This is a genomic window from Brevundimonas sp. Leaf363 (genome assembly GCF_001424025.1).
GTDB lineage: Bacteria > Pseudomonadota > Alphaproteobacteria > Caulobacterales > Caulobacteraceae > Brevundimonas.
Map to the genome: position 1 here is coordinate 1,273,011 of NZ_LMPZ01000002.1, position 21,685 is coordinate 1,294,695.

Annotated in this window: 26 protein-coding genes and 4 tRNA genes; 24 read left to right on the forward strand and 6 right to left on the reverse strand. The window is 68.2% G+C overall.

The annotated features are described in order from the left end of the window. Positions 1-77 precede the first annotated feature (77 nt). Positions 78-2,225, forward strand: a complete 2,148-nt coding sequence (locus ASG17_RS09405) for a sodium-translocating pyrophosphatase (protein WP_056102240.1) — start codon at positions 78-80, stop codon at positions 2,223-2,225. Positions 2,226-2,421: 196 nt separating this feature from the next. On the opposite strand, the gene bamE is transcribed toward ASG17_RS09405, so the two are convergent. Continuing rightward, positions 2,422-2,907 (reverse strand): outer membrane protein assembly factor BamE, encoded by a 486-nt coding sequence (bamE, locus tag ASG17_RS09410; protein ID WP_056102243.1) that lies wholly within the window; start codon positions 2,905-2,907, stop codon positions 2,422-2,424. A 101-nt stretch (positions 2,908-3,008) separates the two neighbouring features. On the opposite strand from bamE, the gene ASG17_RS09415 reads away from it, so the two are divergent. From ASG17_RS09415 to ASG17_RS09445, 7 genes are all read left to right on the forward strand, one after another. Further along, positions 3,009-3,536: a ubiquinol-cytochrome C chaperone family protein gene (locus ASG17_RS09415; RefSeq protein ID WP_056102246.1), complete on the forward strand. Its 528-nt coding sequence runs from the start codon at positions 3,009-3,011 to the stop codon at positions 3,534-3,536. After that, positions 3,533-4,048, forward strand: coding sequence for a DUF177 domain-containing protein (locus ASG17_RS09420; protein WP_056102248.1), 516 nt, complete (start codon positions 3,533-3,535; stop codon positions 4,046-4,048). The genes ASG17_RS09415 and ASG17_RS09420 overlap by 4 nt, the downstream gene beginning before the upstream one ends. 90 nt (positions 4,049-4,138) lie before the next feature. Continuing rightward, positions 4,139-5,209: a phosphate acyltransferase PlsX gene (gene plsX, locus ASG17_RS09425; protein ID WP_156367787.1), complete on the forward strand. Its 1,071-nt coding sequence runs from the start codon at positions 4,139-4,141 to the stop codon at positions 5,207-5,209. Continuing rightward, the gene (locus tag ASG17_RS09430; protein ID WP_056102251.1) at positions 5,206-6,183 is read left to right on the forward strand and encodes a beta-ketoacyl-ACP synthase III; all 978 of its coding nucleotides are present in this window, start codon (positions 5,206-5,208) and stop codon (positions 6,181-6,183) included. The genes plsX and ASG17_RS09430 overlap by 4 nt, the downstream gene beginning before the upstream one ends. Positions 6,184-6,271: 88 nt before the next feature. Then, positions 6,272-6,583 carry an integration host factor subunit alpha gene (locus ASG17_RS09435; protein ID WP_056102254.1) on the forward strand — a complete coding sequence of 104 codons (312 nt, stop codon included), beginning with the start codon at positions 6,272-6,274 and terminating at the stop codon, positions 6,581-6,583. Between the two features lie 3 nt (positions 6,584-6,586). After that, positions 6,587-6,970: a MerR family transcriptional regulator gene (locus ASG17_RS09440; RefSeq protein WP_056102257.1), complete on the forward strand. Its 384-nt coding sequence runs from the start codon at positions 6,587-6,589 to the stop codon at positions 6,968-6,970. A gap of 61 nt (positions 6,971-7,031) precedes the next feature. Continuing rightward, positions 7,032-7,108 (forward strand) — tRNA-Pro (locus tag ASG17_RS09445). A gap of 84 nt (positions 7,109-7,192) precedes the next feature. Here the strand turns inward: ASG17_RS09445 and ASG17_RS09450 are convergent. From ASG17_RS09450 to ASG17_RS09460, 3 genes are all read right to left on the reverse strand, one after another. After that, positions 7,193-7,591: a host attachment protein gene (locus tag ASG17_RS09450; protein ID WP_200935048.1), complete on the reverse strand. Its 399-nt coding sequence runs from the start codon at positions 7,589-7,591 to the stop codon at positions 7,193-7,195. A 78-nt stretch (positions 7,592-7,669) separates the two neighbouring features. Further along, complete coding sequence (locus tag ASG17_RS09455; protein ID WP_056102259.1) at positions 7,670-7,867, reverse strand: DUF2842 domain-containing protein; 198 nt, start codon at positions 7,865-7,867, stop codon at positions 7,670-7,672. Further along, positions 7,867-8,118 carry a hypothetical protein gene (locus ASG17_RS09460; protein ID WP_056102261.1) on the reverse strand — a complete coding sequence of 84 codons (252 nt, stop codon included), beginning with the start codon at positions 8,116-8,118 and terminating at the stop codon, positions 7,867-7,869. Before ASG17_RS09460 ends, ASG17_RS09455 begins: the two co-directional genes overlap by 1 nt. 130 nt (positions 8,119-8,248) lie before the next feature. On the opposite strand from ASG17_RS09460, the gene ASG17_RS09465 reads away from it, so the two are divergent. The 6 genes from ASG17_RS09465 to msrB all read left to right on the forward strand — a co-directional run bounded on the left by ASG17_RS09465 (position 8,249) and on the right by msrB (position 12,816). Then, positions 8,249-9,313, forward strand: coding sequence for a COX15/CtaA family protein (locus ASG17_RS09465; protein ID WP_056102263.1), 1,065 nt, complete (start codon positions 8,249-8,251; stop codon positions 9,311-9,313). A 184-nt stretch (positions 9,314-9,497) separates the two neighbouring features. Beyond that, a complete protein-coding gene (gene rplM / locus ASG17_RS09470) occupies positions 9,498-9,971 on the forward strand; it encodes a 50S ribosomal protein L13 (RefSeq protein WP_200935072.1) in 474 nt (157 codons plus the stop codon). Between the two features lie 2 nt (positions 9,972-9,973). Continuing rightward, positions 9,974-10,501 (forward strand): 30S ribosomal protein S9, encoded by a 528-nt coding sequence (gene rpsI / locus ASG17_RS09475; RefSeq protein ID WP_082496168.1) that lies wholly within the window; start codon positions 9,974-9,976, stop codon positions 10,499-10,501. Positions 10,502-10,767: 266 nt separating this feature from the next. After that, positions 10,768-11,178 carry an ACT domain-containing protein gene (locus tag ASG17_RS09480; protein ID WP_056102269.1) on the forward strand — a complete coding sequence of 137 codons (411 nt, stop codon included), beginning with the start codon at positions 10,768-10,770 and terminating at the stop codon, positions 11,176-11,178. A gap of 3 nt (positions 11,179-11,181) precedes the next feature. Next, a complete protein-coding gene (gene argC / locus ASG17_RS09485; protein WP_056102274.1) occupies positions 11,182-12,114 on the forward strand; it encodes an N-acetyl-gamma-glutamyl-phosphate reductase in 933 nt (310 codons plus the stop codon). Between the two features lie 210 nt (positions 12,115-12,324). Then, the gene (gene msrB, locus ASG17_RS09490; protein WP_056102277.1) at positions 12,325-12,816 is read left to right on the forward strand and encodes a peptide-methionine (R)-S-oxide reductase MsrB; all 492 of its coding nucleotides are present in this window, start codon (positions 12,325-12,327) and stop codon (positions 12,814-12,816) included. A 4-nt stretch (positions 12,817-12,820) separates the two neighbouring features. Here the strand turns inward: msrB and ASG17_RS09495 are convergent, their stop codons facing one another. Beyond that, positions 12,821-13,207, reverse strand: a complete 387-nt coding sequence (locus ASG17_RS09495; RefSeq protein ID WP_056102280.1) for a hypothetical protein — start codon at positions 13,205-13,207, stop codon at positions 12,821-12,823. Further along, the gene (gene phaC, locus ASG17_RS09500) at positions 13,204-15,207 is read right to left on the reverse strand and encodes a class I poly(R)-hydroxyalkanoic acid synthase (protein ID WP_156367788.1); all 2,004 of its coding nucleotides are present in this window, start codon (positions 15,205-15,207) and stop codon (positions 13,204-13,206) included. Before phaC ends, ASG17_RS09495 begins: the two co-directional genes overlap by 4 nt. Before the next feature lie 65 nt (positions 15,208-15,272). Here phaC and ASG17_RS09505 point away from each other — a divergent pair, with 65 nt between their 5' ends. The 10 genes from ASG17_RS09505 (at position 15,273) to ASG17_RS09550 (ending at position 21,661) form a co-directional block, all read left to right on the forward strand. Beyond that, positions 15,273-15,743, forward strand: coding sequence for a hypothetical protein (locus tag ASG17_RS09505; RefSeq protein ID WP_082496169.1), 471 nt, complete (start codon positions 15,273-15,275; stop codon positions 15,741-15,743). A 101-nt stretch (positions 15,744-15,844) separates the two neighbouring features. Beyond that, positions 15,845-16,798 (forward strand): class II fructose-bisphosphatase, encoded by a 954-nt coding sequence (gene glpX, locus ASG17_RS09510; protein WP_056102283.1) that lies wholly within the window; start codon positions 15,845-15,847, stop codon positions 16,796-16,798. Further along, positions 16,798-18,609: a single-stranded-DNA-specific exonuclease RecJ gene (recJ, locus tag ASG17_RS09515; protein WP_056102286.1), complete on the forward strand. Its 1,812-nt coding sequence runs from the start codon at positions 16,798-16,800 to the stop codon at positions 18,607-18,609. The genes glpX and recJ overlap by 1 nt, the downstream gene beginning before the upstream one ends. A 77-nt stretch (positions 18,610-18,686) precedes the next feature. Beyond that, positions 18,687-18,761, forward strand: a tRNA-Glu gene (locus ASG17_RS09520). A gap of 168 nt (positions 18,762-18,929) precedes the next feature. Further along, complete coding sequence (locus tag ASG17_RS09525) at positions 18,930-19,478, forward strand: cold-shock protein (protein ID WP_056102289.1); 549 nt, start codon at positions 18,930-18,932, stop codon at positions 19,476-19,478. A gap of 21 nt (positions 19,479-19,499) precedes the next feature. Beyond that, positions 19,500-19,970: a DUF192 domain-containing protein gene (locus ASG17_RS09530; protein ID WP_056102292.1), complete on the forward strand. Its 471-nt coding sequence runs from the start codon at positions 19,500-19,502 to the stop codon at positions 19,968-19,970. Positions 19,971-20,037: 67 nt separating this feature from the next. Continuing rightward, positions 20,038-20,114 (forward strand) — tRNA-Pro (locus ASG17_RS09535). Between the two features lie 15 nt (positions 20,115-20,129). Next, positions 20,130-21,062, forward strand: coding sequence for a hypothetical protein (locus ASG17_RS09540; protein WP_056102295.1), 933 nt, complete (start codon positions 20,130-20,132; stop codon positions 21,060-21,062). Positions 21,063-21,263: 201 nt separating this feature from the next. Then, positions 21,264-21,569 carry an ETC complex I subunit gene (locus ASG17_RS09545; RefSeq protein ID WP_056102298.1) on the forward strand — a complete coding sequence of 102 codons (306 nt, stop codon included), beginning with the start codon at positions 21,264-21,266 and terminating at the stop codon, positions 21,567-21,569. Positions 21,570-21,584: 15 nt separating this feature from the next. Further along, positions 21,585-21,661: transfer RNA gene (locus ASG17_RS09550), tRNA-Arg, on the forward strand. The last annotated feature ends 24 nt before the right edge of the window (positions 21,662-21,685 follow it).

Consider the following 21,685-nt stretch of genomic DNA (forward strand, 5'->3'; position numbering starts at 1 on the left):
CGGAAGGCGGAAGAGGTCGCAAAGGCCCGCCGCGCCAAGGGGCCGTGCGCTTAACTGCACAAGGGCTTGGAAACGCCATGAACAATTATCTGACGCTGGCCTTCGCGGCCGGCGTTCTGGGCGTGCTTTACGGCGCGGTCCAGACAGCGGGGCTTTTGAAAGCCTCCACCGGCAACGACAAGATGCGAGAGATCGCGGCCGCCATTCAGGAAGGGGCCTCGGCCTACCTGCGGCGGCAGTACACCACCATCGGCATCGTCGGGATCGTCATCCTGGTCGCCGCCTACTTCCTGATCGGCCCGTACGCGGCGATCGGCTTCCTGATCGGCGCGGTGCTCTCGGGCGCGGCCGGTTACGCTGGTATGCTGATCTCGGTGCGCGCCAACGTGCGGACGGCGCAAGCCGCGTCCGAAAGCCTGTCGAAGGGTCTGAACCTCGCGTTCAAGTCGGGCGCCATCACCGGCATGTTCGTGGCCGGCGGCGCGCTTCTGGGCGTGGCGGGGTACTACATCGTGCTGACCCAGCACCTGGGTCTGGAGCCGACCAGCCGCGAGGTCGTGGACGGCCTGGTGGCCCTCGGCTTCGGCGCGTCGCTGATCTCGATCTTCGCCCGTCTGGGCGGCGGCATCTTCACCAAGGGCGCGGACGTCGGCGGCGACATGGTCGGCAAGGTCGAGGCCGGCATTCCCGAGGATGACCCCCGTAACGCTGCGACCATCGCCGACAACGTGGGCGACAACGTCGGCGACTGCGCCGGCATGGCCGCCGACCTGTTCGAGACCTATGCGGTGACGACCGTGGCGACCATGGTCCTGGCGGCCATCTTCTTCCGCGGCCAGCCCTATGTGGACGTGATGATGGCCCTGCCGCTGGCCATCTGCGGCGTCTGCATCGTCACCTCGATCATCGGCAGCTTCTTCGTCCGCCTGGGCAAGAGCCAGAACATCATGGGCGCCCTCTATCAGGGGCTGATCGTCACCGGAGTCCTGTCCATCGGCGCGGTCTGGTGGATCATCAACACCATGGTCACCGGCCCCGTCGAAACGGTCGGCGGCCTGCTGATCGCCCCGATGAGCCTGTTCTGGTCGGGCATGGTCGGCCTGGCGGTTACCGCCGCCATCGTCGTGATCACCGAATACTACACCGGTTCGAACTTCCGCCCGGTGCGCTCGGTGGCCAACGCCTCGGTCTCGGGTCATGGCACCAATGTGATCCAGGGCTTGGCCGTCTCGCTGGAATCGACCGCCCTGCCGGCGCTGACCATCATCGTCGGCATCGTCGCCTCGTATCAGCTGGCGGGCCTGTTCGGCATCGCCATCGCCACCACGACCATGCTGGGCGTGGCGGGCATGATCGTGGCGCTGGACGCCTTCGGTCCGGTCACCGACAACGCCGGCGGCATCGCCGAGATGGCGGGTCTGCCCAGCGACGTTCGTCACTCGACGGACGCCCTGGACGCCGTCGGCAACACCACCAAGGCCGTGACCAAGGGGTATGCCATCGGTTCGGCCGGCCTCGGCGCCCTGGTGCTGTTCGCCGCCTACACGTCGGACCTGCAGTATTTCGCGGCCAATCCGGCGGACTATCCGTTCTTCGCAGGCCTGGGTCAGATCGCCTTCGACCTGACCAACCCCTACGTCGTCGTCGGCTTGCTGTTCGGGGGGCTGCTGCCCTTCCTGTTCGGCGGCATGTCGATGATGGCCGTGGGCCGCGCCGCCGAGGCCGTCGTGGCTGAGGTCCGTCGCCAGTTCCGCGAGAACCCGGGCATCATGACCTATGAGGTCAAGCCCGAGTACGGCCGGGCCGTCGACATCCTGACCAAGGCGGCGATCCGCGAGATGATCGTGCCTAGCTTGCTTCCGGTCCTGTCGCCGATCGTCCTGTTCGTCGCGGTGCTGTTCATCTCGGACAAGGCCAACGCCTTCGCCGCCCTGGGCGCCATGCTCATGGGGGTGATCGTCACCGGCCTGTTCGTCGCCATCTCGATGACGTCGGGCGGCGGCGCCTGGGACAACGCCAAGAAGGTCATTGAAGAGGGCTTCACCGACAAGAACGGCGTCGTCCACGGCAAGGGCTCCGAGGCGCACAAGGCCGCCGTCACCGGCGACACCGTGGGCGATCCCTACAAGGACACCTCTGGTCCCGCCGTGAACCCGATGATCAAGATCACCAACATCGTGGCGCTGCTGCTGCTGGCGGTGCTCGCGAGCGGGAAGATCGGGTAGGGCGAGTATCTTTCCTCCCCATGCCCGCATGGGGAGGGGAACCGCTTGCGGTGGAGGGGCAGTTCAAGCGCAGCGCTTGCCATCGCCCCTCCGTCGCTTGGCGCCATCTCCCCATCGCTCCGCAATGGGGAGGAGAAACGAAAAACGCCCCGGAGAGCGATCTCCGGGGCGTTTTCTTTTTGGCTGTACCCGCGACCTAGTCCGGCCGGCGCTGACCCGGATCGTTTTCGTCCGTGCGCGGCAGCTGGCCACGGCCGATGTTGCCCAGCAGCTGTTCCAGCACCGTCAGCTGACGACCGCGGGTCGGCGTCTCGCGCGATTCCATCGCGACCCGCTGGCCGTCTTCCAGGCCCAGGTTGCGGACCGCGGCGACCTTGTCGTCCTCGGCGAAGGTGATCTCGGTGATCGAGCGCTGCGTCACCTGCGGGCGGTTGTAGGTGTATTTCTCGGTGGTCTGGCTGATGTAGTACCAGACCGAATCGCCCTCGAAGGTCGAAGTGGTCGACGGCGAACCCAGGCGGGTCAGCACCGTTTCCTTGGTGTCGGTCCCGGCCACGATGTCCTGCGGCTTGGCGTCGATCGCCTGAAAGCCGTTGGTGCCCACCACAGGGGCGCACGCGCCCAGCGCCAGAGGCAGTGCCAGCAGCGCGCCGGCGGCGATCAGGGATGCGGAACGGTGCATGAAACCCTCGTGCGGACGGCCGTCCGCGTCAGAACAAGACTTTGACCTAGCCGGAGCGCCGTCCTAGTTCAACGGCGCGGCGGAAAAGGGGCCGCTGATCGATGCTCCAGAAACTGTTCGCCAGCCTGAAGTCGCGGCCCCGCGAGGAGCCCACGGCCGACCGCCTGTACCGTCTGACGGTCGCCCAGGCCCGCAAGCCGGGCTTCTACACGGCCGCCGGCGTGCCGGACCGCATCGATGCGCGGTTCGAGCTTTACACTCTGCACGTCCTCATCCTGGTGACACGCCTGCGCGACATCGGCGAGGACGGGATCGAACTGGCCCAGGCGGTGTTCGACGCCTATGTTTCGTCTCTCGACAATGTTCTGCGAGAACTGGGCGAGGGCGATGTAGCCGTGTCCAAGAAGATGCGAAAACTGGGTGAGGCCGTGTACGGCCGCATGAGCGCCTATGAGACGCCGCTGCGTCAGGGCGACGCCGGCGCGCTGGCGGAGGCGATGGACCGCAATATTCATCCCGGGGTGGGCGCGGTGCTGGCCGACTACGCCGTCGCCGCTCGCGCGCGCCTGGGAGAGCAAACCCTGGCCCAGATCATCGCCGGCCCTGACTGGCCGGAGGCGCCGCAATGAACCCGCCCTATTCGGAAACCGTCCGCATCAACGAGATCGGCGAGCGGCTGAACCGCATGCTGGAGCCTGACGGCGCCGTGCGCGCCCGCATCGCGCGGGCGCTGGACCTGGCGTCGCTGAGCACCCTGTCGGGACAGATGACGGTCGAGCCGGCCATGGACGGTTGGCGCCTGACGGGCCGCGTGACGGCCGAGGCGGTCCAGACCTGCGGCATCACGCTGGAGCCCCTGCCGGTCCGCATCGACGAGAGCTTCACCGTCAATCTGGTCGAAGAGACGCCCCAGGCGGTGGAAGACGAAGAGATCGAGATCGATCTGGACGTCGATACGCCCGATATCATCGAAGATGGACGCATAGACTTGGGCGCCTATCTGGTCGAGCAGCTATCCCTCCATCTTGATCCATTCCCGCGCAAACCGGGCGCCGCGTTCGAACAGCCGCCCGAGCCGGCCGAGATCTCGCCCTTCGCCGTCCTGAAGGCGTTCAAGGCCAAGGATGAAGACCAAGGTTGACCTGACGACAGTCCGGTTGCATCCCCCCCGAGCCCGACTATCGTCGGGCCCTTACAGCGCCGCGCCAGACGGCGATCCGGAGTTCGCCTCTTGTCCCCGACGACCCTGATTTCGCTCGACGCCATGGGGGGCGATCACGGCCCTCCGATCGTGGTCGGGGGCGTGCGGGAATATCTGAAGCGGGAAAACAGCGACGGCGTGAACTTCCTGCTGCACGGCGACCAGGCGGCCATCGAGGCCGAGGTCCTGCGCCTGAACGTTCCGGTCGACCGCATCGAGATCCGCCACACCGACAAGGTCGTGGCTATGGACGAAAAGCCCGCGCAGGCCATGCGGCGCGGCAAGGGCTCCAGCCTGTGGAACGCCATCGAAGCGGTGAAGACGGGCGAGGCGGGCGGCGCGGTCTCCGCGGGCAACACCGGCGCCCTGATGGCTATCTCCAAACTGGTGCTGCGCATGGCCGCCGCCGATCTGGAGCGCCCGGCCATCGTTGCCAGCTGGCCGACCTTCAAGGGTTACACGGCGGTGCTGGACGTCGGGGCCAACATCGACTGCGACGCTGAACAACTGGTCGAGTTCGCCATCATGGGCGAGGCCTTCCAGACGGCCGTCCACGGGACCAAGCGCCCGACGGTCGGCGTGCTGAACGTCGGCTCGGAAGACATGAAGGGCCACGAAGCCGTGCGCGAAGCGCACGCCATTCTGCGCAGCGGCGCCTTCGACATCGATTATCACGGCTTCGTCGAGGGCGACGACATCGCCAAGGGCACGGTGGACGTCGTCGTCACCGACGGCTTCACCGGCAACGTCGCGCTGAAAACCGCCGAGGGAACCGCCCGCTACATCTCCGGCCTGCTGCGCGAGGCCCTGACCTCCAGCGTGCAAGCCAAGCTCGGCGCCGCCATCGCCATGCCGGCGCTGAAGGCCATGCGCGCCAAGATCGACCCCAGCACCATCAACGGCGGTCCGTTGCTGGGTCTGAACGGCATCGTCGTGAAAAGCCACGGCGGCGCCGACGCACGCGGCTTCGGAAACGCCATCCGCATCGCCGCCGACATGGCCCGCAGCGACTACATCGCCAAGGTCGGCCCCAATCTGGCGCGGGTCAGCGCCATGTTCGAAACCGCCGCGGCCGAGCCCGCGGAGGAGCCCGCCCAGTGACCGTCATCCGCAGCGCCATCACCGGCGTCGGCTCCTTCCTGCCCGAACAGATCGTCACCAACGCCGATCTGGCCAAGATCGTCGACACCTCCGACGAGTGGATCCAGGAACGCACCGGCATCAAGCAGCGGCACAAGGCGCGCGACGATCAGCCGACCAGCGACCTGGCGGTCGAGGCCGCCAGGAAGGCGCTGCTGGACGCGGGCCGGACGGCGGACGAGGTCGACATGATCATCGTCGCCACCACCACGCCCGACATGACCTTCCCGTCGGTGGCCTCGATCGTCCAGCGCAAGCTGGGTAGCGGCGTCGGCGTCGCCTTCGACGTCCAGGCGGTCTGCTCCGGCTTCGTTTATGCGCTGGGCGTCGCCGACGGCTTCGTCGCGCGCGGCATGGCCAAGTGCGCCTTGGTCATCGGCGCCGAAGAAATGACCCGGCTGATGGACTGGACCGACCGATCCACCTGCGTGCTGTTCGGCGACGGAGCCGGGGCCGTGGTGCTTGAGCCGCGCGAGGGGCAGGGCGCCACGACCGATCAGGGCCTGCTCGGCTTCGCCCTGCGTTGCGACGGCACGAAGACGGACCTGCTGTACGTCGACGGCGGCCCCGCATCGACGGGCACGGTCGGCCACCTTCGCATGGCCGGCAATCAGGTCTTCCGCCACGCCGTGGTCAATATCGCAGAGGGCGTCACCGCCGCCTGCGCCGCCGCCGGCGTGGCTGTGGACGACGTCGACTGGTTCGTGCCGCACCAGGCCAACCAGCGCATCATCAAGGGCGTCGGCGACCGACTGGGACTGGACGAAAACAAGGTCGTCTCGACCGTCGCCCTGCACGCCAACACCTCGGCGGCGTCCATTCCGCTGGCCTTCGACGCCGCCATCAAGGACGGCCGCATCAAGCGCGGCGACCTGGTGTTGCTGGAGGCCATGGGCGGTGGTTTGACCTGGGGCGCCTGCGCCCTTCGCCTGTAAGCGTAGCTTTTCGCGCGTAACATGAATTTCCGCGCTTTGACTTCGCGCGGGTTTGCTCTTTTATGGCCTGGAACTCTGGAGCCGCCGCATGACGACTGCGCCATCCACCCTTACCCGCGCTGATCTGTGCGAGGCTGTGCACAGCGAACTGGGCCTGTCGCGGCAGGAATGCTCGGGGCTGGTCGAGCGGACGCTCGAACTGATCGTCGAGTCGCTCGAGGCGGGCGAGACGGTGAAGCTGTCGGGCTTCGGCGTCTTCCAGGTGCGCGAGAAGCGCGCCCGCATGGGCCGCAACCCCAAGACGGGCGAGCCCGCCGCGATCAACCCGCGCCGCGTCATCACCTTCCGCGCGTCTCAGATCATGAAGAGCCGCGTGCACGACGCCGTGGTCGAGGCCTAGGTCTTGGCCAAGGGCGCCAACGCCTTCCGCAGCATCTCCGAGGCGGCGGACGAGGTTGGCGCGCCCCAGCACGTGCTGCGCTTCTGGGAGACCAAGTTTCCCTTCGTGACCCCGGTCAAGCGCGCCGGCGGCCGCCGATTCTACCGGCCTCAGGACATCGCGGTTCTGAAGGGCGTGCGCCGCCTGCTTCATGACGAGGGCCTGACCATCAAGGGCGTGCTGAAGCTGCACGCCGAGAACGGAATCGGCCGAGTGACGGGCAGCGAGGGCGTCGCTCCGGCCCCGACCGCCGCGGCCATGCCCTCATCGGACGCCTTGGATCTGGCGCGCCTGCGCGACCGTCTGGACGCCGCGCGCACCCGCCTGCTGGCCGCTCTGGACGCCTGACGTCGATACCGGTTTTTTCGGTTTGCGGCCCGGCGGCTCCGCCTCTATAGGGAGCGCCTCTCGGAGCGTGGCGCAGCCTGGTAGCGCACTTGACTGGGGGTCAAGGGGTCGCAGGTTCGAATCCTGTCGCTCCGACCATCTTCCTTATCGAAGACGGTTGCCTGAGAGAGCTTGAAGGGGCCGCCTTTTCGGGGCGGCCCCTCTGCAATTCCGCCGGGCGGCTTACGCCTTCTCGATGGCCGCCGCGATCTGGTCGGTGGAGTGGCCGGTCAGGTCCTTGGCGATCTCGCCGACCAGGCGGGCTTCGGTCTCCTTGTGCCAGCTCTTGCGGAGCTGTCCCAGCGTCTTGGGGGCCGCGATCACCAGCAGGTCGTTGACCTTGTTGGTCAGCACCATCTTGTTCAGCGCCTCCGCGACGCCCATCGCAAAGCCGTCCTCGGCCTGGGTGTCGTTGTCGGGATTGGCCTCGCTGGAGATGCGACCGGGCGCACCGGACACGCGATCGGCGATTTCGGGCGTCGGCTTGGCGGTCAGCTGGACCTCCTGTTGCCCGGCGTTCTCGAACAGGCTTAGCTTCTCGCCGTCGACGACGGCGACGAGGGCGCCTTTGGGAAGTTTCATCAGAGAGCTCCGCATATTGGGGGCTCATTCAACGGTCCGTGCGCAAGCCGGTTGCGCCGCGCGCGCTTGCGTCGCGCCTCACCGCTCCCGGTCGGCCCAGCGCAAGAAGGGGACCAGCGGCACGCCCCACGCGGTGCCCGCCACGACGTAGTAGACCAGGGTCACCCAGAAATTGTCGGGCAGGCGATCGGCGATCCAGACCGCCGCCCAGACATAGCCGGCGAGAAACAGCAGCACGCCGATCATGCCCAGGAAGCGTCGCAGCCGCGCCGGCATCAGCGCTTGTTCCGGAACAGGAAGTAGGCGACCAGCCCGATCGCCGATCCGGCCATCGCCCACAACACCCAGCCCCACTGGTCCATCGTCTCGGCGGCGAAGACGCGGATGCACAGGAACCAGCCGCAGATCGCGCCCGTCGTGGACACCAGGCTGGTGGCGAAGAAGCCCCGCCGCCCTGTCACCAGATCGGCGATCCAGGCCAGAAGCGCGGCGCCCAGCACGGCCATCACGACATCCGCATACTGCACTCGGCGTCTCTCCCAGGGTCCGGCGTCGTCGCCGTGATTGTTGACTCGATCTTGCCGTTCTCAGCGGGCATACCGCGCGTGTCGGCCCGCCGAGGGCCGGCACTGTATCCGGGTCAGCGGCGGGCGTCGAATGATGCGTTTTGGCAGGAACGACCAGAGCCGTGCGGCTGCTGTCTGGCTGTTTGTCACGGCGCTTCTGGTGTTCGCCATGGTGGTGGTCGGCGGCATGACTCGCCTGACCGGCTCGGGTCTGTCGATCACGGAATGGAAGCCCATCATGGGCGCCCTGCCGCCGATGAGCGAAGCCGACTGGCTGACCGCTTTCGACAAGTACAAGACCATCCCGCAATACGCCCAGATCAACGCCGACATGACCCTGGCGGGGTTCAAGTCGATCTTTTGGTGGGAGTGGGCGCACCGCCTGCTGGGCCGACTGATCGGCGTGGTCTTCGCCGTGCCCTTCCTGGTCCTGGTGCTGCTGCGCCGCCTGCCGCGCCGCCTGATCGTACGATGCCTCATCCTGCTGGCTCTGGGCGGACTGCAGGGGCTGATCGGCTGGTGGATGGTGTCCAGCGGCCTGTCGGAGCGTGTCGACGTCGCGCCGGAGCGGCTGGCCACCCACCTGGGTCTGGCGCTGCTGATCTTCATGGGTCTGATCTGGACCGGGCTGGAGGCGTGGTTCGGCGAAGAGCATTCGCGCCCGCCGGCGGGTTGGTCGCGCGGCGCGGCGCTGCTGCTGGGCGGCGTCTTCTTCCAGTGCCTGCTGGGCGGTCTGGTCGCCGGGGCCAAGGCGGGCTTCATCTATACCGACTGGCCGATGATGAACGGGGCGATCGGGCCTGCGGTCGACTGGGGCAGGGGGGCGCTGGCCTTCCTGCACGACCAGGCGCTGGTTCAGTTCAATCACCGCATCTGGGCCTACGTCCTGCTGATCGCGGGCACCGCCTACGCCATCCAGGCCTTCCGCTGGCGGCTGGCCGAGGGCTTGGGCGCCGCCGCCTTCGCGCTCGCCGCCGCCCTGTGGCTGCAGGCCCTGCTGGGCATCGTCACCCTGGTCCACGCCGTGCCGCTGGCGCTGGGCGGCCTGCATCAGGCCGGAGCGGTGATTGTGCTGGCCATCGCCACGCTGAACCTGTGGCTCGTGCGGCGGTCCCAAGCGCGCCTCTTCATGTCCGGACCGCGTTTCGGGCGCTAAACAATACGGTATTTTAATACCGTTTGCAGAAAACGTCGTTAAAACAGGAGCTTGTCGAGGTTCGTCGTGCGCAAGCCGCGTTGACGCCCCGCAACCGATGCTCTATCAGCGCGCCTTCCGTTCGTCCCGGGTCTCGATCCGACGACGTGCAGCCCGTTTCGCCTTCCCAGGAACCCTCGTCATGCTGAAGAGCACCACGGCTTCGCTGAAGCCGGCCGAGGTCGAGAAGAAGTGGATCCACATCGACGCCGAAGGCGTCGTGGTGGGCCGTCTCGCGACCTTCATCGCCAACCGTCTGCGCGGCAAGCACCGCGGCGACTACACCCCGCACGTCGATTGCGGCGACTACGTCGTCGTCACCAACGTCGATAAGGTCGTGTTCACCGGCAAGAAGTCGACCGACAAGGTCTACTATCGCCACACCGGCCACCCGGGCGGCGTCAAATCGACCACCCCGCAGAAGGTGCTGGGCGGCCGCTTCCCCGAGCGCGTGCTCGAGAAAGCCGTCGAGCGCATGCTGCCGAAGGAAAGCCCGCTGGCCCGCAAGCAGATGACGCACCTGCGCCTGTTCGCCGGCGCCGCGCACACCCACGAAGCCCAGTCGCCCGAGACGATCGCCTTCGCGGCGGCCTCGGCCAAGAACACCCGGAGCGTCTGAGCATGACCGACGTGACTCAAGACACCGCCCCGCAAGCCGCCCCTCAGGCCGCGCCGCAAGCCACCGGCTTCGACGCCCTGAAGACCCTGCAGACGCCGGGCCTGGGTGAAGAACATCCGGTCTACACGCAGAAGCTGGACTCGCTGGGCCGCGCCTATTCGACCGGCAAGCGCAAGAACGCCATCGCCCGCGTTTGGGTGAAGCCGGGTTCGGGCAAGATCACCGTCAACGGCAAGGAACTGAACGCCTATTTCGCGCGTCCGGTCCTGCAGATGATGGTCGCCCAGCCGCTGAACGTCACGGACCGCGCCACGCAGTTCGACGTGATCTGCACGGTCGAGGGTTCGGGCCTGTCGGGCCAGGCCGGCGCCATCCGCCACGGCCTGTCGCACGCCCTGACGCACTATGAGCCGGAACTGCGCAAGGTTCTGAAGCCGCACGGCTTCCTGACCCGCGACAGCCGCGTCGTCGAGCGCAAGAAGTACGGCCGCGCCAAGGCCCGCCGTTCGTTCCAGTTCTCGAAGCGCTAATCGCGGTCACGCGATCTGGATTTGGGGCGCTTCGGGAACACCCGGAGCGCCCTTTTTCTTGGCATCCCCCCAACTTCTTCCCTCTCCCAGAGGGAGAGGGCTTCAGGCTCCAGGAGCGAAGCGACTGGCTAAGCCGAAAGGGTGAGGGGTGGGCGGCTAATAGGTGAGGGCGATCCCCTCACCCTTTCGCGCCAGGACGACGGCTATCGCCGCCGTGCGCTCAAGCCCTCTCCCTCTGGGAGAGGGATCAGGCTGGGGACTACGAAATGGCCGCCATCTCACATCTCACAACCCTGCTCGCCTCCATGACGCCCGTGCTGCGTCCGGGCGTGTTCGTCTTCTGCGAACTGCCGGATCTCGACGGCCAGCTTATCTCCACCCTGTCCTCGGTCGTCGTCGTGCAGGAGGACGAAGCCGTCACCGTCGTCATCCCGAAGGACGTCGCCACCGCCCACGGCCTGAGCTTCGGCCCGGCCATGCGGATGATCTCGCTGACGGTGCATTCGGGCCTGGAGGCCGTCGGCCTCACCGCCGCCTTCGCCGCCGCGCTGGCCGAGCGCGGCGTCAGCGCCAATGTCGTGGCCGGCAGCCGGCACGACCATATTTTCGTCCCCGAACGTCAGGCTGAGGACGCCATGGCGGCGCTCACGGCGCTGCAGGCCCGGAGCATGGGATAGATCATGACCCACACCATCTTCATCGACGGCGAGGCCGGCACCACTGGGCTGGAGATCCGCGAGCGGCTTGAGGCGCGCGCCGATCTGGAGCTGATCCTGCTGGGCGACCGCCGCCGCGATGTCGAGGCCAGGCGCGAGGCGCTGAACGCGGCCGACGCCGTCATTCTGTGCCTCCCCGACGATGCGGCGCGCGAGGCGGTCGGGCTGATCGAGAACCCGGCTGTGCGCGTCATCGACGCCTCGACCGCCTACCGCGTCGACCCCGCCTGGGCCTACGGCTTCCCCGAACTGGCGCCCGGCCAGCGCGAGCGGATCGCCGTCGCCACCCGTGTCTCCAACCCGGGCTGTTATCCGACCGGCTTCCTGGGCCTCGTCGCGCCTCTGGTGCGCGCCGGCCTGATCCCGGCCGATCAGCCGATGACCGTCAACGCCGTCAGTGGCTACTCCGGTGGCGGAAAGGCCATGATCGCCGAGTTCGAGACGGAGGACGCGCCCGCCTACCGCGCCTACGGCCTGAGCCTGACGCACAAGCATGTGCCGGAGATGACCCGCCACGCCGGCCTGTCGCGCTCGGTCCTCTTTGCGCCCGCCGTTGGCGCCTATCGCCAAGGCATGCTGGTCGAGGTTCCGCTGCACCTGTCAGCGCTGCCGGGCTCGCCGTCCATCGAGGTGATCCACGGCGCCCTGGTCGAAGCCTACGCCGGCCAGCGCTTCGTCGAGGTCGCCGAGCTTGAAGTCACCGAGGCCATGACCGGCCTGGACCCCGAGGGCCTGACCGGCACCAACCGCCTGCGCCTGCACGTCTTCGGAGACCGCGGCGGCGAACAGGTCCGCCTGGTCGCCCTGCTGGACAACCTCGGCAAGGGCGCCTCCGGCGCGGCGGTGCAGAACCTCAACCTGATGCTGGGGCTGGACGAGGGGACGGCGCTGGGCTGAGGCGCCCCACCCATCTACGTCTGTCATCCTGGAATTTGATCCGAGGATCAGGTTGTCTGGTGGGCCATAGGCACCAGCTGAAACGCCGCGTCATGAGGCATTCCAACCTTCAGCACGATCAACACCCGATCCTCGGATCAAGTCCGAGGATGACGGGGTGATACAGGGAGGGCTTGCAACCACCTCGCCTCGCGCGCCGTATCTGCGTCCATGACCCAGCCGCCGCTCTCCCGCCGCCGCATCCTGCTGACCGCCAGCGCCCTGATCGCCGCGCCCGGTCTCGCTCGCGCGGGTGAGGCCGACTACGCCAACGATCCCGCCCGCCGCGTCACGGACGCCCAGTGGCGTCAGCGCCTGCCGGGGCTCAGCTACGACGTCCTGCGTCATGAGGGCACGGAACGGCCCTTCACCAGTCCCCTGAACGACGAGCACCGCGCCGGCACCTTCGACTGCAGGGGCTGCGGCCTGCCGCTGTTTCTCTCGGCGTGGAAGTTCGACAGCGGCACCGGCTGGCCGAGCTTCTTCCGCGTCAACCGCGCCAACATCGGCACCAAGCGCGACCTCGGTCTCGGCATCCCGCGCACGGAATATCATTGTGCCCGCTGCCTAGGGCACCAGGGGCACGTCTTCGAGGACGGCCCGCGCCCGACCGGCCTGCGCTACTGCAACAACGGCGTGGCGCTGACCTTCCGCCCCGGCTGAGGCCTTAAGCCTGGCGCGCCAGCCGCCGGGCCTTCAGCGCGCTCTCGACCGTGACGCCGAACCAGATGGCGGCGATCACCACGATCAGGCCCAGGTCCTTGCCCGGCCAGATCATCGGCGCGATCGCCGTCAGCATGATCGACATCGGGAACATGGCGGCCCAGACGCCGGCGCCGCGCACCTGTCCGTGGATCAGGGGCGGATTGGCGTCGCGGGTCTTCTTCGAGAACAGCGGGTTCAGCAACACGAAGGCGATGGGGCACAGCACCGCCGCGCCGACATACTTCGCCCACATCGACGGCGCGCCGAAGACGCATAGGCTGGTTGTCAGCAGCGCCAAGGCGAAACCGGTGGCGATGGCCAGCAGCAGGTTGGGCTCGATGTTCTTCACGACTTCACCTTCACATAGCTGCCGGGCGCCGGCTCGATCGCCGCCAACGGCCCTTTCTTCGGATCGCGCGCGGCGACGCAGTCGCCCGACCGCGCGTGCAGCCACGCGGCCCAGTGCTCCCACCAGCTGCCCGGATGCTCCGCCGCGCCCTCGCGCCACTCGGACAGCGTGGCGGGCAGGGCGGCGTTGGTCCAGTGCTGGTATTTCTTCGCGCTCGGCGGATTGATGACCCCGGCGATGTGGCCCGACCCCGCCAGCGTCAGGGTCACGTCCGCATTCTCGAACGCCCGCGCCGAGCGATAGACCGAGTTCATCGGCGCGATGTGGTCTTCCTTCGACGCCTGGAAATACAGCGGGATGCGCACCTTTTTCAGATCGACGGTCACCCCGCCGATCTCGAACTCGCCCTTCGACAGGCGGTTCTGGCCGTACATCGAGCGCAGATAGTCCATGTGCAGCCGCTTGGGCATCCGCGTCTGGTCCGCGTTCCAGAACAGCAGGTCGAACGCCGGCGGATCCTTGCCCATCAGATAGTTGCTGACGAAGAACGACCAGATCAGGTCGTTGGCCCGCAACGCGTTGAACGTCTCCGCCATGGCCGCGCCGGGCAAGACGCCGCCGGCGGCGTCCATCTGCTGCTCTACCTCGTTCAGCCAGTGCTCGTCGGTGAACAGCAGAAGGTCGCCCGCCTCTTCGAAATCGTGCTGGGCGGCGAAGAAGGTGTTGGCGGCGATGCGGTCGTCGCCGGTCTCGGCCATGTGCGCCAGGGCGGCCCCCATCAGCGTGCCGCCGATGCAGTAGCCGACCGTGTTCACTTGTGGCTGGCCGGCCTGCTCCAGCGTCTTCTCGACGGCGCGGAACAGACCCTTTTGCAGATAGTCGTCGAAGCCGAAGTCGGCCTTGTCCTTGTCGGGATTGACCCACGAACAGACGAAGACGGTGAACCCTTGCGCCGACAGCCAGCGGATCAGCGAGTTCTCCGGCTGCAGATCCATGATGTAGAACTTGTTGATCCACGGCGGGAAGATCAGTAGCGGCACGGCCCGCTGCCTGTCCGTGGCCGCGTTGTACTGGATCAGCTCGAACAGCTCGTCGCGCCACACGACCTGTCCCGGCGCGGTGGCGACGTTCACCCCGACCTGGAATCGCTCGTAGTCCGCCTGGCTGATCTTCAGCTTGCCGCCGCCCCGCTCCAGATCGGCGGCGAAGTTCTGCATCCCCTTGACCAGGCTCTCGCCGTTGGTCTCGGCCATCGCCTTCAGCGCGGCGGGGTTGGAGGCCAGGAAGTTGGAGGGCGAGAAGGCGTCGGTCAGCAGTTTGGTGAAGAACTCGGCCCGCCGCTTGGTGCGCGGATCCACGTCTTCGACCGACGAAACCAGGCCGTTCATCCAGTCTGAAGTGACCAGATAGGACTGGCGCATCACGTCGAAGACCGGGTTTTCGGACCAGGCAGGATCCTTGAAGCGCTTGTCGGCCGCTGGCTTTGGGGCTTCACCCGCGGCCTGGCGCGTGGTCGACGCCCACAGGTCCATGTAGCGGTTGAACAGGTCCGCCTGCGCGGAAAACAGCTTGTCGGGCCGCGCCGCCAGGCTGGTCATCACCGAAGTCATGGCCGGGCCGACGTTGAACGGGTCGGGCGACAGGGCGGCCGGGCGGTCCGCCTGGCTCAGCGCCGCCTCGGCGATCGCCGCCTGCGCCGTCATCGCCGCCTTGGCGATATTCATCGACAGCGTCTCCAGCATCTCGCGCTGCTCCCCGGCGCCGCCGAAGGGGGAAGCGGCCTCGGCCTGCGGTTCGGGGCGCGGCGGATCGGGAACGAACAGCTTGGGCCGGGGCGCCGGTTCGGGCGCAACCTCCACCACAACGTCGACCTTCGGGGGCGCCCCGGCCGGCGCCTTGGGCTTGCGCGGCTTGGCGGAGGTCGGGCGACCGGGCTTGCGCGGCGTCGTGGCCACGGGCGGGGGCGCGGCGGTGCTGGTCTTTGAGGGGCGCTTGGCCATGCTGTCTCCGGCGTCTCCCGGGCGTGGGGCGCCGTCCGCCCTTCCGCCGTTACCCATGATGGCATATGACCCGGCCTGAAATGAATGTGATCGTGGGCAAAAAGATCGGCTTTGCGGCGATGGGGCTGACCGCGCTCTCGCTGAGCGCGTGCGCCTCGGCTTTCGCGCCCGAGACGGACGCCCGCTCGCCGCTGGCGCCCGAGATCCAGCAACTGGTGGACGCCAACCGGCGCTATCCGCGCTGGGAGGATTTTCCCAAGGCCCCGACGGACTTGCCGACCAGCGAGGCGATCGCCTCACGGGTCGCGTCGCTGGACAGCGCCTCCGCCGGACTGGCGCGCGAGCGGGCCGCCATTCCCTGGACGTTGGAAGACCCCGGCGGCTTCGCCGAATCGGTGCGCAGCCGGGTCGAGGCCTCACAGCCATCGCCGGCGACCGCCCGGACAGTGGCCGACGTCGAGGCCTTCGCCCAACGCCTGCGCGACCGCGCGGTCGCCCCGCCGCCCGCCGATCGTTTCCGCCGCCCGCCGGGCTGAGCGCGGCGCAACCTGCACGACCGGAATCGGCGTATCGAGCCGTCAACTTGTCATCGCCCGGACGCGAGAATCCGGGGATCATAGCAATGAGGAGTTCGCCCATGGCCGCTGCGCCCTATCCCGACACCCTGGCGGCCGACGCCGCGCGGGTCGCTGAGCTGGCCGCCATCGCCGCGCTCGATCAGGTCGGACGCGGCGACGAAACCACGGCGGATCAGGTCGCGGTCGACGCCATGCGCACCGGCCTGAACACCCTGAACATCCAGGGCCGTATCGTCATCGGCGAGGGCGAACGGGACGAGGCGCCCATGCTCTACATCGGCGAGGAAGTGGGCAACGGCTCCGGCCCCGCCATCGACATCGCCCTGGACCCGCTGGAAGGCACAACCCTGACGGCCAAGGCCATGGCGGGGGCCCTGGCCGTCCTGGCGATGGCGCCGCGCGGCGGCCTGCTGCACGCGCCCGACACCTATATGCAGAAGATCGCCATCGGTCCGGGCTATCCGGCCGGCACGGTCGATCTGGACGCCAGCGCCCAGGACAACGTCCGCGCCCTCGCCAGGGCCAAGGGCGTGACGCCCGGGGAAATCACCGTCCTGGTCATGGATCGCCCGCGCCACGCCGAGCTGATCGCTGCGCTGCGCGACGTCGGCGCCCGCATCCAGTTCATCACCGACGGGGACGTCGCCGGCGTGATCCACACAACCGAGCCGGAGACCGGCATCGACCTCTACCTCGGCTCGGGCGGCGCGCCGGAAGGCGTGCTGGCAGCCGCGGCGCTGAAGTGCGTCGGCGGCTTCTTCCAGGGGCGCCTGATCTTCCGCAACGACGACGAGAAGGCCCGCGCCGAGCGCACCGGCGTCACCGACTTCGACCGCAAGTACGAACTGCATGAGCTGGTGTCCGGCGACGCCATCTTCGCCGCCACCGGCGTGACGACCGGCGCCCTGCTGGACGGGGTGCGCATGTCGAACGGCCTGGTGACGACGCACACCCTGGTGATGGACTCGTTCACCCGCACCGTGCGGCGCATCCACACTACGCGTCCGCTCTGATGCCCGACGGCGCGCCGCCCGCGGCGCCGGAGACCTTCGCGGGCGTGACCCGCTCCCTGTCCGGGCGGCGCTGGCGGCAGCGCCCGGCCTCGTCCGCCGTGACCCGCGCGCACATGCAGTCGCTGGGCCTTGCCGAGCCCTTGGCCCGGGCCTTGGCCGCGCGCGGCGTGGCGGCGGAGCAGGGCGCCGACTATCTGAAGCCGACGCTGCGGGCGCTGTTTCCCGATCCGTCCTGCTTCATCGACATGGACAGGGCGACGACGGCGATCCTCGACGCCTTCCAGCGCGGCGCCGCCATCCACATCTTCGCCGACTATGACGTCGACGGGGCCTCCAGCGCGGCGTTGCTGGTCCGCTGGTTCCGCGCCATGGGCGGCGGTGCGCCGATCTATGTCCCCGACCGCCTGACCGAGGGCTATGGCCCCAGCGCTCTCGCGTTCGACCGGCTGAAGGCGTCGGGCGCCGACCTGGTCGTCACCGTCGACTGCGGCGCGGCGGCCCATACGGCGCTGGAGCATGCGGCCGCCATCGGCCTGGATGTCGTGGTCATCGACCACCACATGATGCGCGGCGGTCCGCCCCCGGCGCTGGCCGTCGTCAATCCAAACCGGCCCGACTGCGGCTCGGGCCAGGGCAATCTTGCGGCGGCCGGCGTCGTCTTTGTTCTACTGGCTGCGCTGAACCGCGAGGCGCGGGGCAGGGGGCTGTTCAGCGACAAGCCCCAGCCGGACTTGCGCCAATGGCTCGACCTCGCCTGCATGGGCGCGGTCTGTGATGTGACCGGCCTGACCGGTTTCAACCGGGCCCTGGTCGCGCTGGGACTTGAGGTCATGAGCGGCTGGAGCAACCCCGGCCTCGCCGCCCTGCTGAAGGCCGCCGGCGCCGAGCCCGGCCCGGCCACCGCCAACCATGCCGGCTTCATCCTGGGCCCCCGCATCAACGCCGGCGGCCGCATCGGTCGCGCGGACCTGGGCGCGCGTCTGCTCTCCACCGACGATCCCGAGGAAGCCCGCCAACTGGCCGAGGAACTGGACGCGCTCAACCTCGCGCGCCGGGACATCGAACGCCTGGCGACCGAGGAGGCCACCGCCATCGTCGAGCGCTCGGGCCAGCATCTGGACCGCGCCGCCGTCGTCGTCTCGGGGCAGGACTGGCATCCGGGCGTCGTCGGCGTCATCGCCGGACGCCTGCGCGAACGGTGGCGCAAGCCCGTGGTCGTCATCGGCGTCGATCCGGTCACCGGCATCGGCAAGGGCTCGGGCCGGTCCCAGCCCGGCGTCAATCTGGGCGCGGCCATCCAGGCCGCCTTCACCAACGGCCTTCTGCTGGCCGGCGGCGGCCACGCCATGGCGGCGGGCCTGACCATCGAGGCCGACCGTATCCCCGAACTGGCCGACTGGCTGGACGCCCAGTTGCGCGATCAGGGCGAAGCGGCCGCCGCCGAAGACGCGCTGGAGATCGACGCCCTGATCGACCCCGGCGCCGCGACCCGCACACTGGTCGACGACTTCGCTCGTCTGGCTCCCTTCGGCCCAGGCAACCCGGATCCCGTCTTCGCCTTCGACCATGTCCAGGCGCGCGAGCCGGTCGCCATGAAAGGCGGACACGTCCGCTGCCGTCTGGTGGGCGTAGACGGTTCGTCGGTGAAGGCCATCATGTGGCGCTGCGCTGACCTGCCGGCCGGCCGCAGCCTGCTCTCGGGCGCCGGCGGCCTCAGCGTCGCGGGCCGACTCAAGCCCGACGACTGGAACGGGCGGCGCGGCGTGCAGTTCGAGATCGAGGACGTCGCCGACCCGCGCATGGCCGGCTGAACATCCCGAGCTTTTATCGGGCGATGAGCGCTTGCACCGCTCGGAATCGGCCGCTATATCGCCGGCTCCCGCGCAGCGGTCCCTTCGTCTATCGGTTAGGACGTCAGGTTTTCAACCTGAAAAGAGGGGTTCGACTCCCCTAGGGACTGCCACGCGGGCGTCCATTTTTCTCCCGAACATTGATAAGCGTGGCTTGCGTGCAAGCCGTCGGTCGACCTCGTCAGAGTGCGGCTGAAAACTGGCGTTTTTCGCTTGTCGCGTGTTCGGAGAACCGTGTTAAGCGTGTCGTCGTCTGCATTGATGCGCGGGCGGGGGCTGACGTGTCTGATTTCAGTGAGGCCGAGGCGGCGGAGACCATCCGCATCGCCGGCCGGATCAAATGGTTCGATCCCGGCAAGGGATACGGCTTCATCGTGCCTGACGATCCGTCGCTGACGGATCTCAAGGACGTGCTTCTGCACATCACCAGCCTGCGTGAGAGCGGGCGGGACGCCGCCGCCGAGGGGGCCGCCATCGAATGCGCCGCCGTACGGCGGGCCAAGGGCTGGCAGGTGGTCGAAATCCTGGCGCTGACCGAAGCCGACGCGCCCGCGCCGCGCCGCACCGGCTATGACGCCTTCAAGGCCGCCCACGGCTTCGATGCGGCCGATGCCGCCGCCGGGCTGGAACAGGCGGTGGTGAAGTGGTTCAACCGCACCAAGGGCTACGGTTTCGTGGTGCGCGACGGGCAACCGGGCGATATCTTCGTCCATATCGAAACGCTGCGCCGCTGCGGTCTGGACGATCTGGTCCCCGGCGACACGGTTCAGGTGCGCTTCGCCGACGGGCCCAAGGGCCTTGTGGTGGCCGAGATTCGCCAGGGCGGCTGATCGTCGTCCGGAAAGGACGACATGGACAGACTTCGCCGCAACGGACCGATCGCGCTCCTGCTGGCCATGATGGCCTGCGCGCCGCGCCCGCCGGTCGGTCCGGCGGGTGAGCCGATGGAGCGGCTCACGATCACGACCTCGACCGGCACGCACGATTTCTGGGTCGAGATCGCCGACGAAGAGCCCGAGCGCCAGCAGGGCCTGATGTTCCGGCCGCCCCTGGCCGACGATCGCGGAATGCTGTTCGAGTGGCCGGGCGAACCGCCCGAGGAGCGTGGGTTCTGGATGCGCAACACGCCGAGCTCGCTGGACATCGTCTATGTGCAGGCCGACGGCCGGATCCTGTCGGTCGCCTCGCACGCCACGCCCAACTCGGACGCCGTCCTGTCGTCCAACGGGGCGGCCGCGGGCGTGCTGGAACTCCGTGCGGGCCGGGTTGACCAGATCGGCGCCAAGCCCGGCGACCGCATCACCCATCCCTATTTCGAGTGAACCGCGCGCTTGACCCCGACGGGTCGAAGCCCCAAACGAGCCGCTCGCCGGGTTCGCCCGGCCCGGTCGGAGTGTAGCGCAGCCTGGTAGCGCATCTGGTTTGGGACCAGAGGGTCGGAGGTTCGAATCCTCTCACTCCGACCATTTTCCGGAGAAAGCATGACGCACGACGTGAGTTTCGGAGGATCGCCGGTTCCGAAATCGGTCGTCGACTTCCCGTCCATGATGTCTGCGGGCGAGAAGGAACTGCTCTACCGGTTGGCGCGCAACCACTATCGCGGCGAAGGCCTGATCGTGGACGCCGGACTGTTCCTGGGAGCCTCGACCCGCGCCTTCGCCCAGGGCGTGCGCGACGGCGGCCACGCTCCGTCGTGGGGCAAGCCGATCAACAGCTACGACATCGCCATCTGGGTGCGTGGCATGAACAAGTATCTGACGCGCCCCCAGGTCCAGAAGACGCTCAAGGGCATGGAGCCGCCCGTCGTGGGCAAGAGCTTCGCCCCCACTCTGAAGGCCCTTCTGGCCGATGATCTGGACCTCATAGATCTGAGGCTGGGCGACATCGTTGCGCTGGCCTCGGCCGACCGCCCGATCGAGATCGCCTTCTACGATTGCATCAAGACCTACGACCGCGACCTGGCCGCTTTCCGCGCCTTCGGCCCGCATTACACGCCAGATCGCACGATCGTCGTGCAACAGGACTACTTTTACTGGACGGCGCCCGAGCATCGGGTGCGCCAGGAGTTCCTGGCCGACTATTTCCGCTTCGAAGGCGAGGTCCGATCGACGGCGGTCTTCCGCTGCATCAAGGCGCTGCCGGAGGCGTGGTTCGAGGCGGACCCTGTCGCCGATCTTTCGCCCGAAGAGCAGGTGCGCCTGATCGACAAGGCGGCGGATCGGGCCACGGCCGACTTCGCACTGGAGACCCGGTTGTCCGCGGCGGTCGCCTTGGCGGCGGCGGGGCGGATGGATGCCGCCGAGCGCCGCGTGGCCGAGGTTCTGGCCGACAACGATCGCGAACCGGACGGCAAGCGCGCCGATCGCATCCGCACTCTGGGCCAGGACCTTCGGGCGAAGTGGCTGAAGAGCTAAGAATGCGGAAAGCCCCGCTGTTCGGGCGAACAGCGGGGCTGAGCGCGGCGACAAGGCGCTCGACACGGCCGAACCCCCCGGCGTCAGCCGGCGATAAGTCAACCGGCCGGCATCGCTGATGTTCCCGACACCCGACCCGACGCTGGACCCGGCTGCGGACGCGCGCTAATCACCACCCGATCCGCTGACGAGTGACCGCCCATGCTGGCCCGCATCTACAAGCCCGCCAAGACCGCCATGCAGTCCGGCAAGGCCAAGACCCGCGACTGGCGGCTGGAGTTCGAACCGGCTTCGGCGCGGACCCTCGACCCGCTGATGGGCTGGACCTCCTCGACGGACATGGACGGTCAGGTTCGCCTGTCCTTCGAGACCCAGGAAGAGGCCGTCGCCTACGCCGAGCGTCACGGCATTCCGTTCCGCCTGCACGCGCCGCAGGCGGCGCCGCTGATCATCAAGGCCTACGCCGACAACTTTTCGACCGACAGAAAAGTCTCCTGGACGCACTGAGCGTCCGAGCGACGGGCGCCCTTAGCTCAACCGGATAGAGCACCCGCCTTCTAAGCGGACGGTTACAGGTTCGAGTCCTGTAGGGCGCGCCACGCCGTCGCCATGCGGACCGAGGC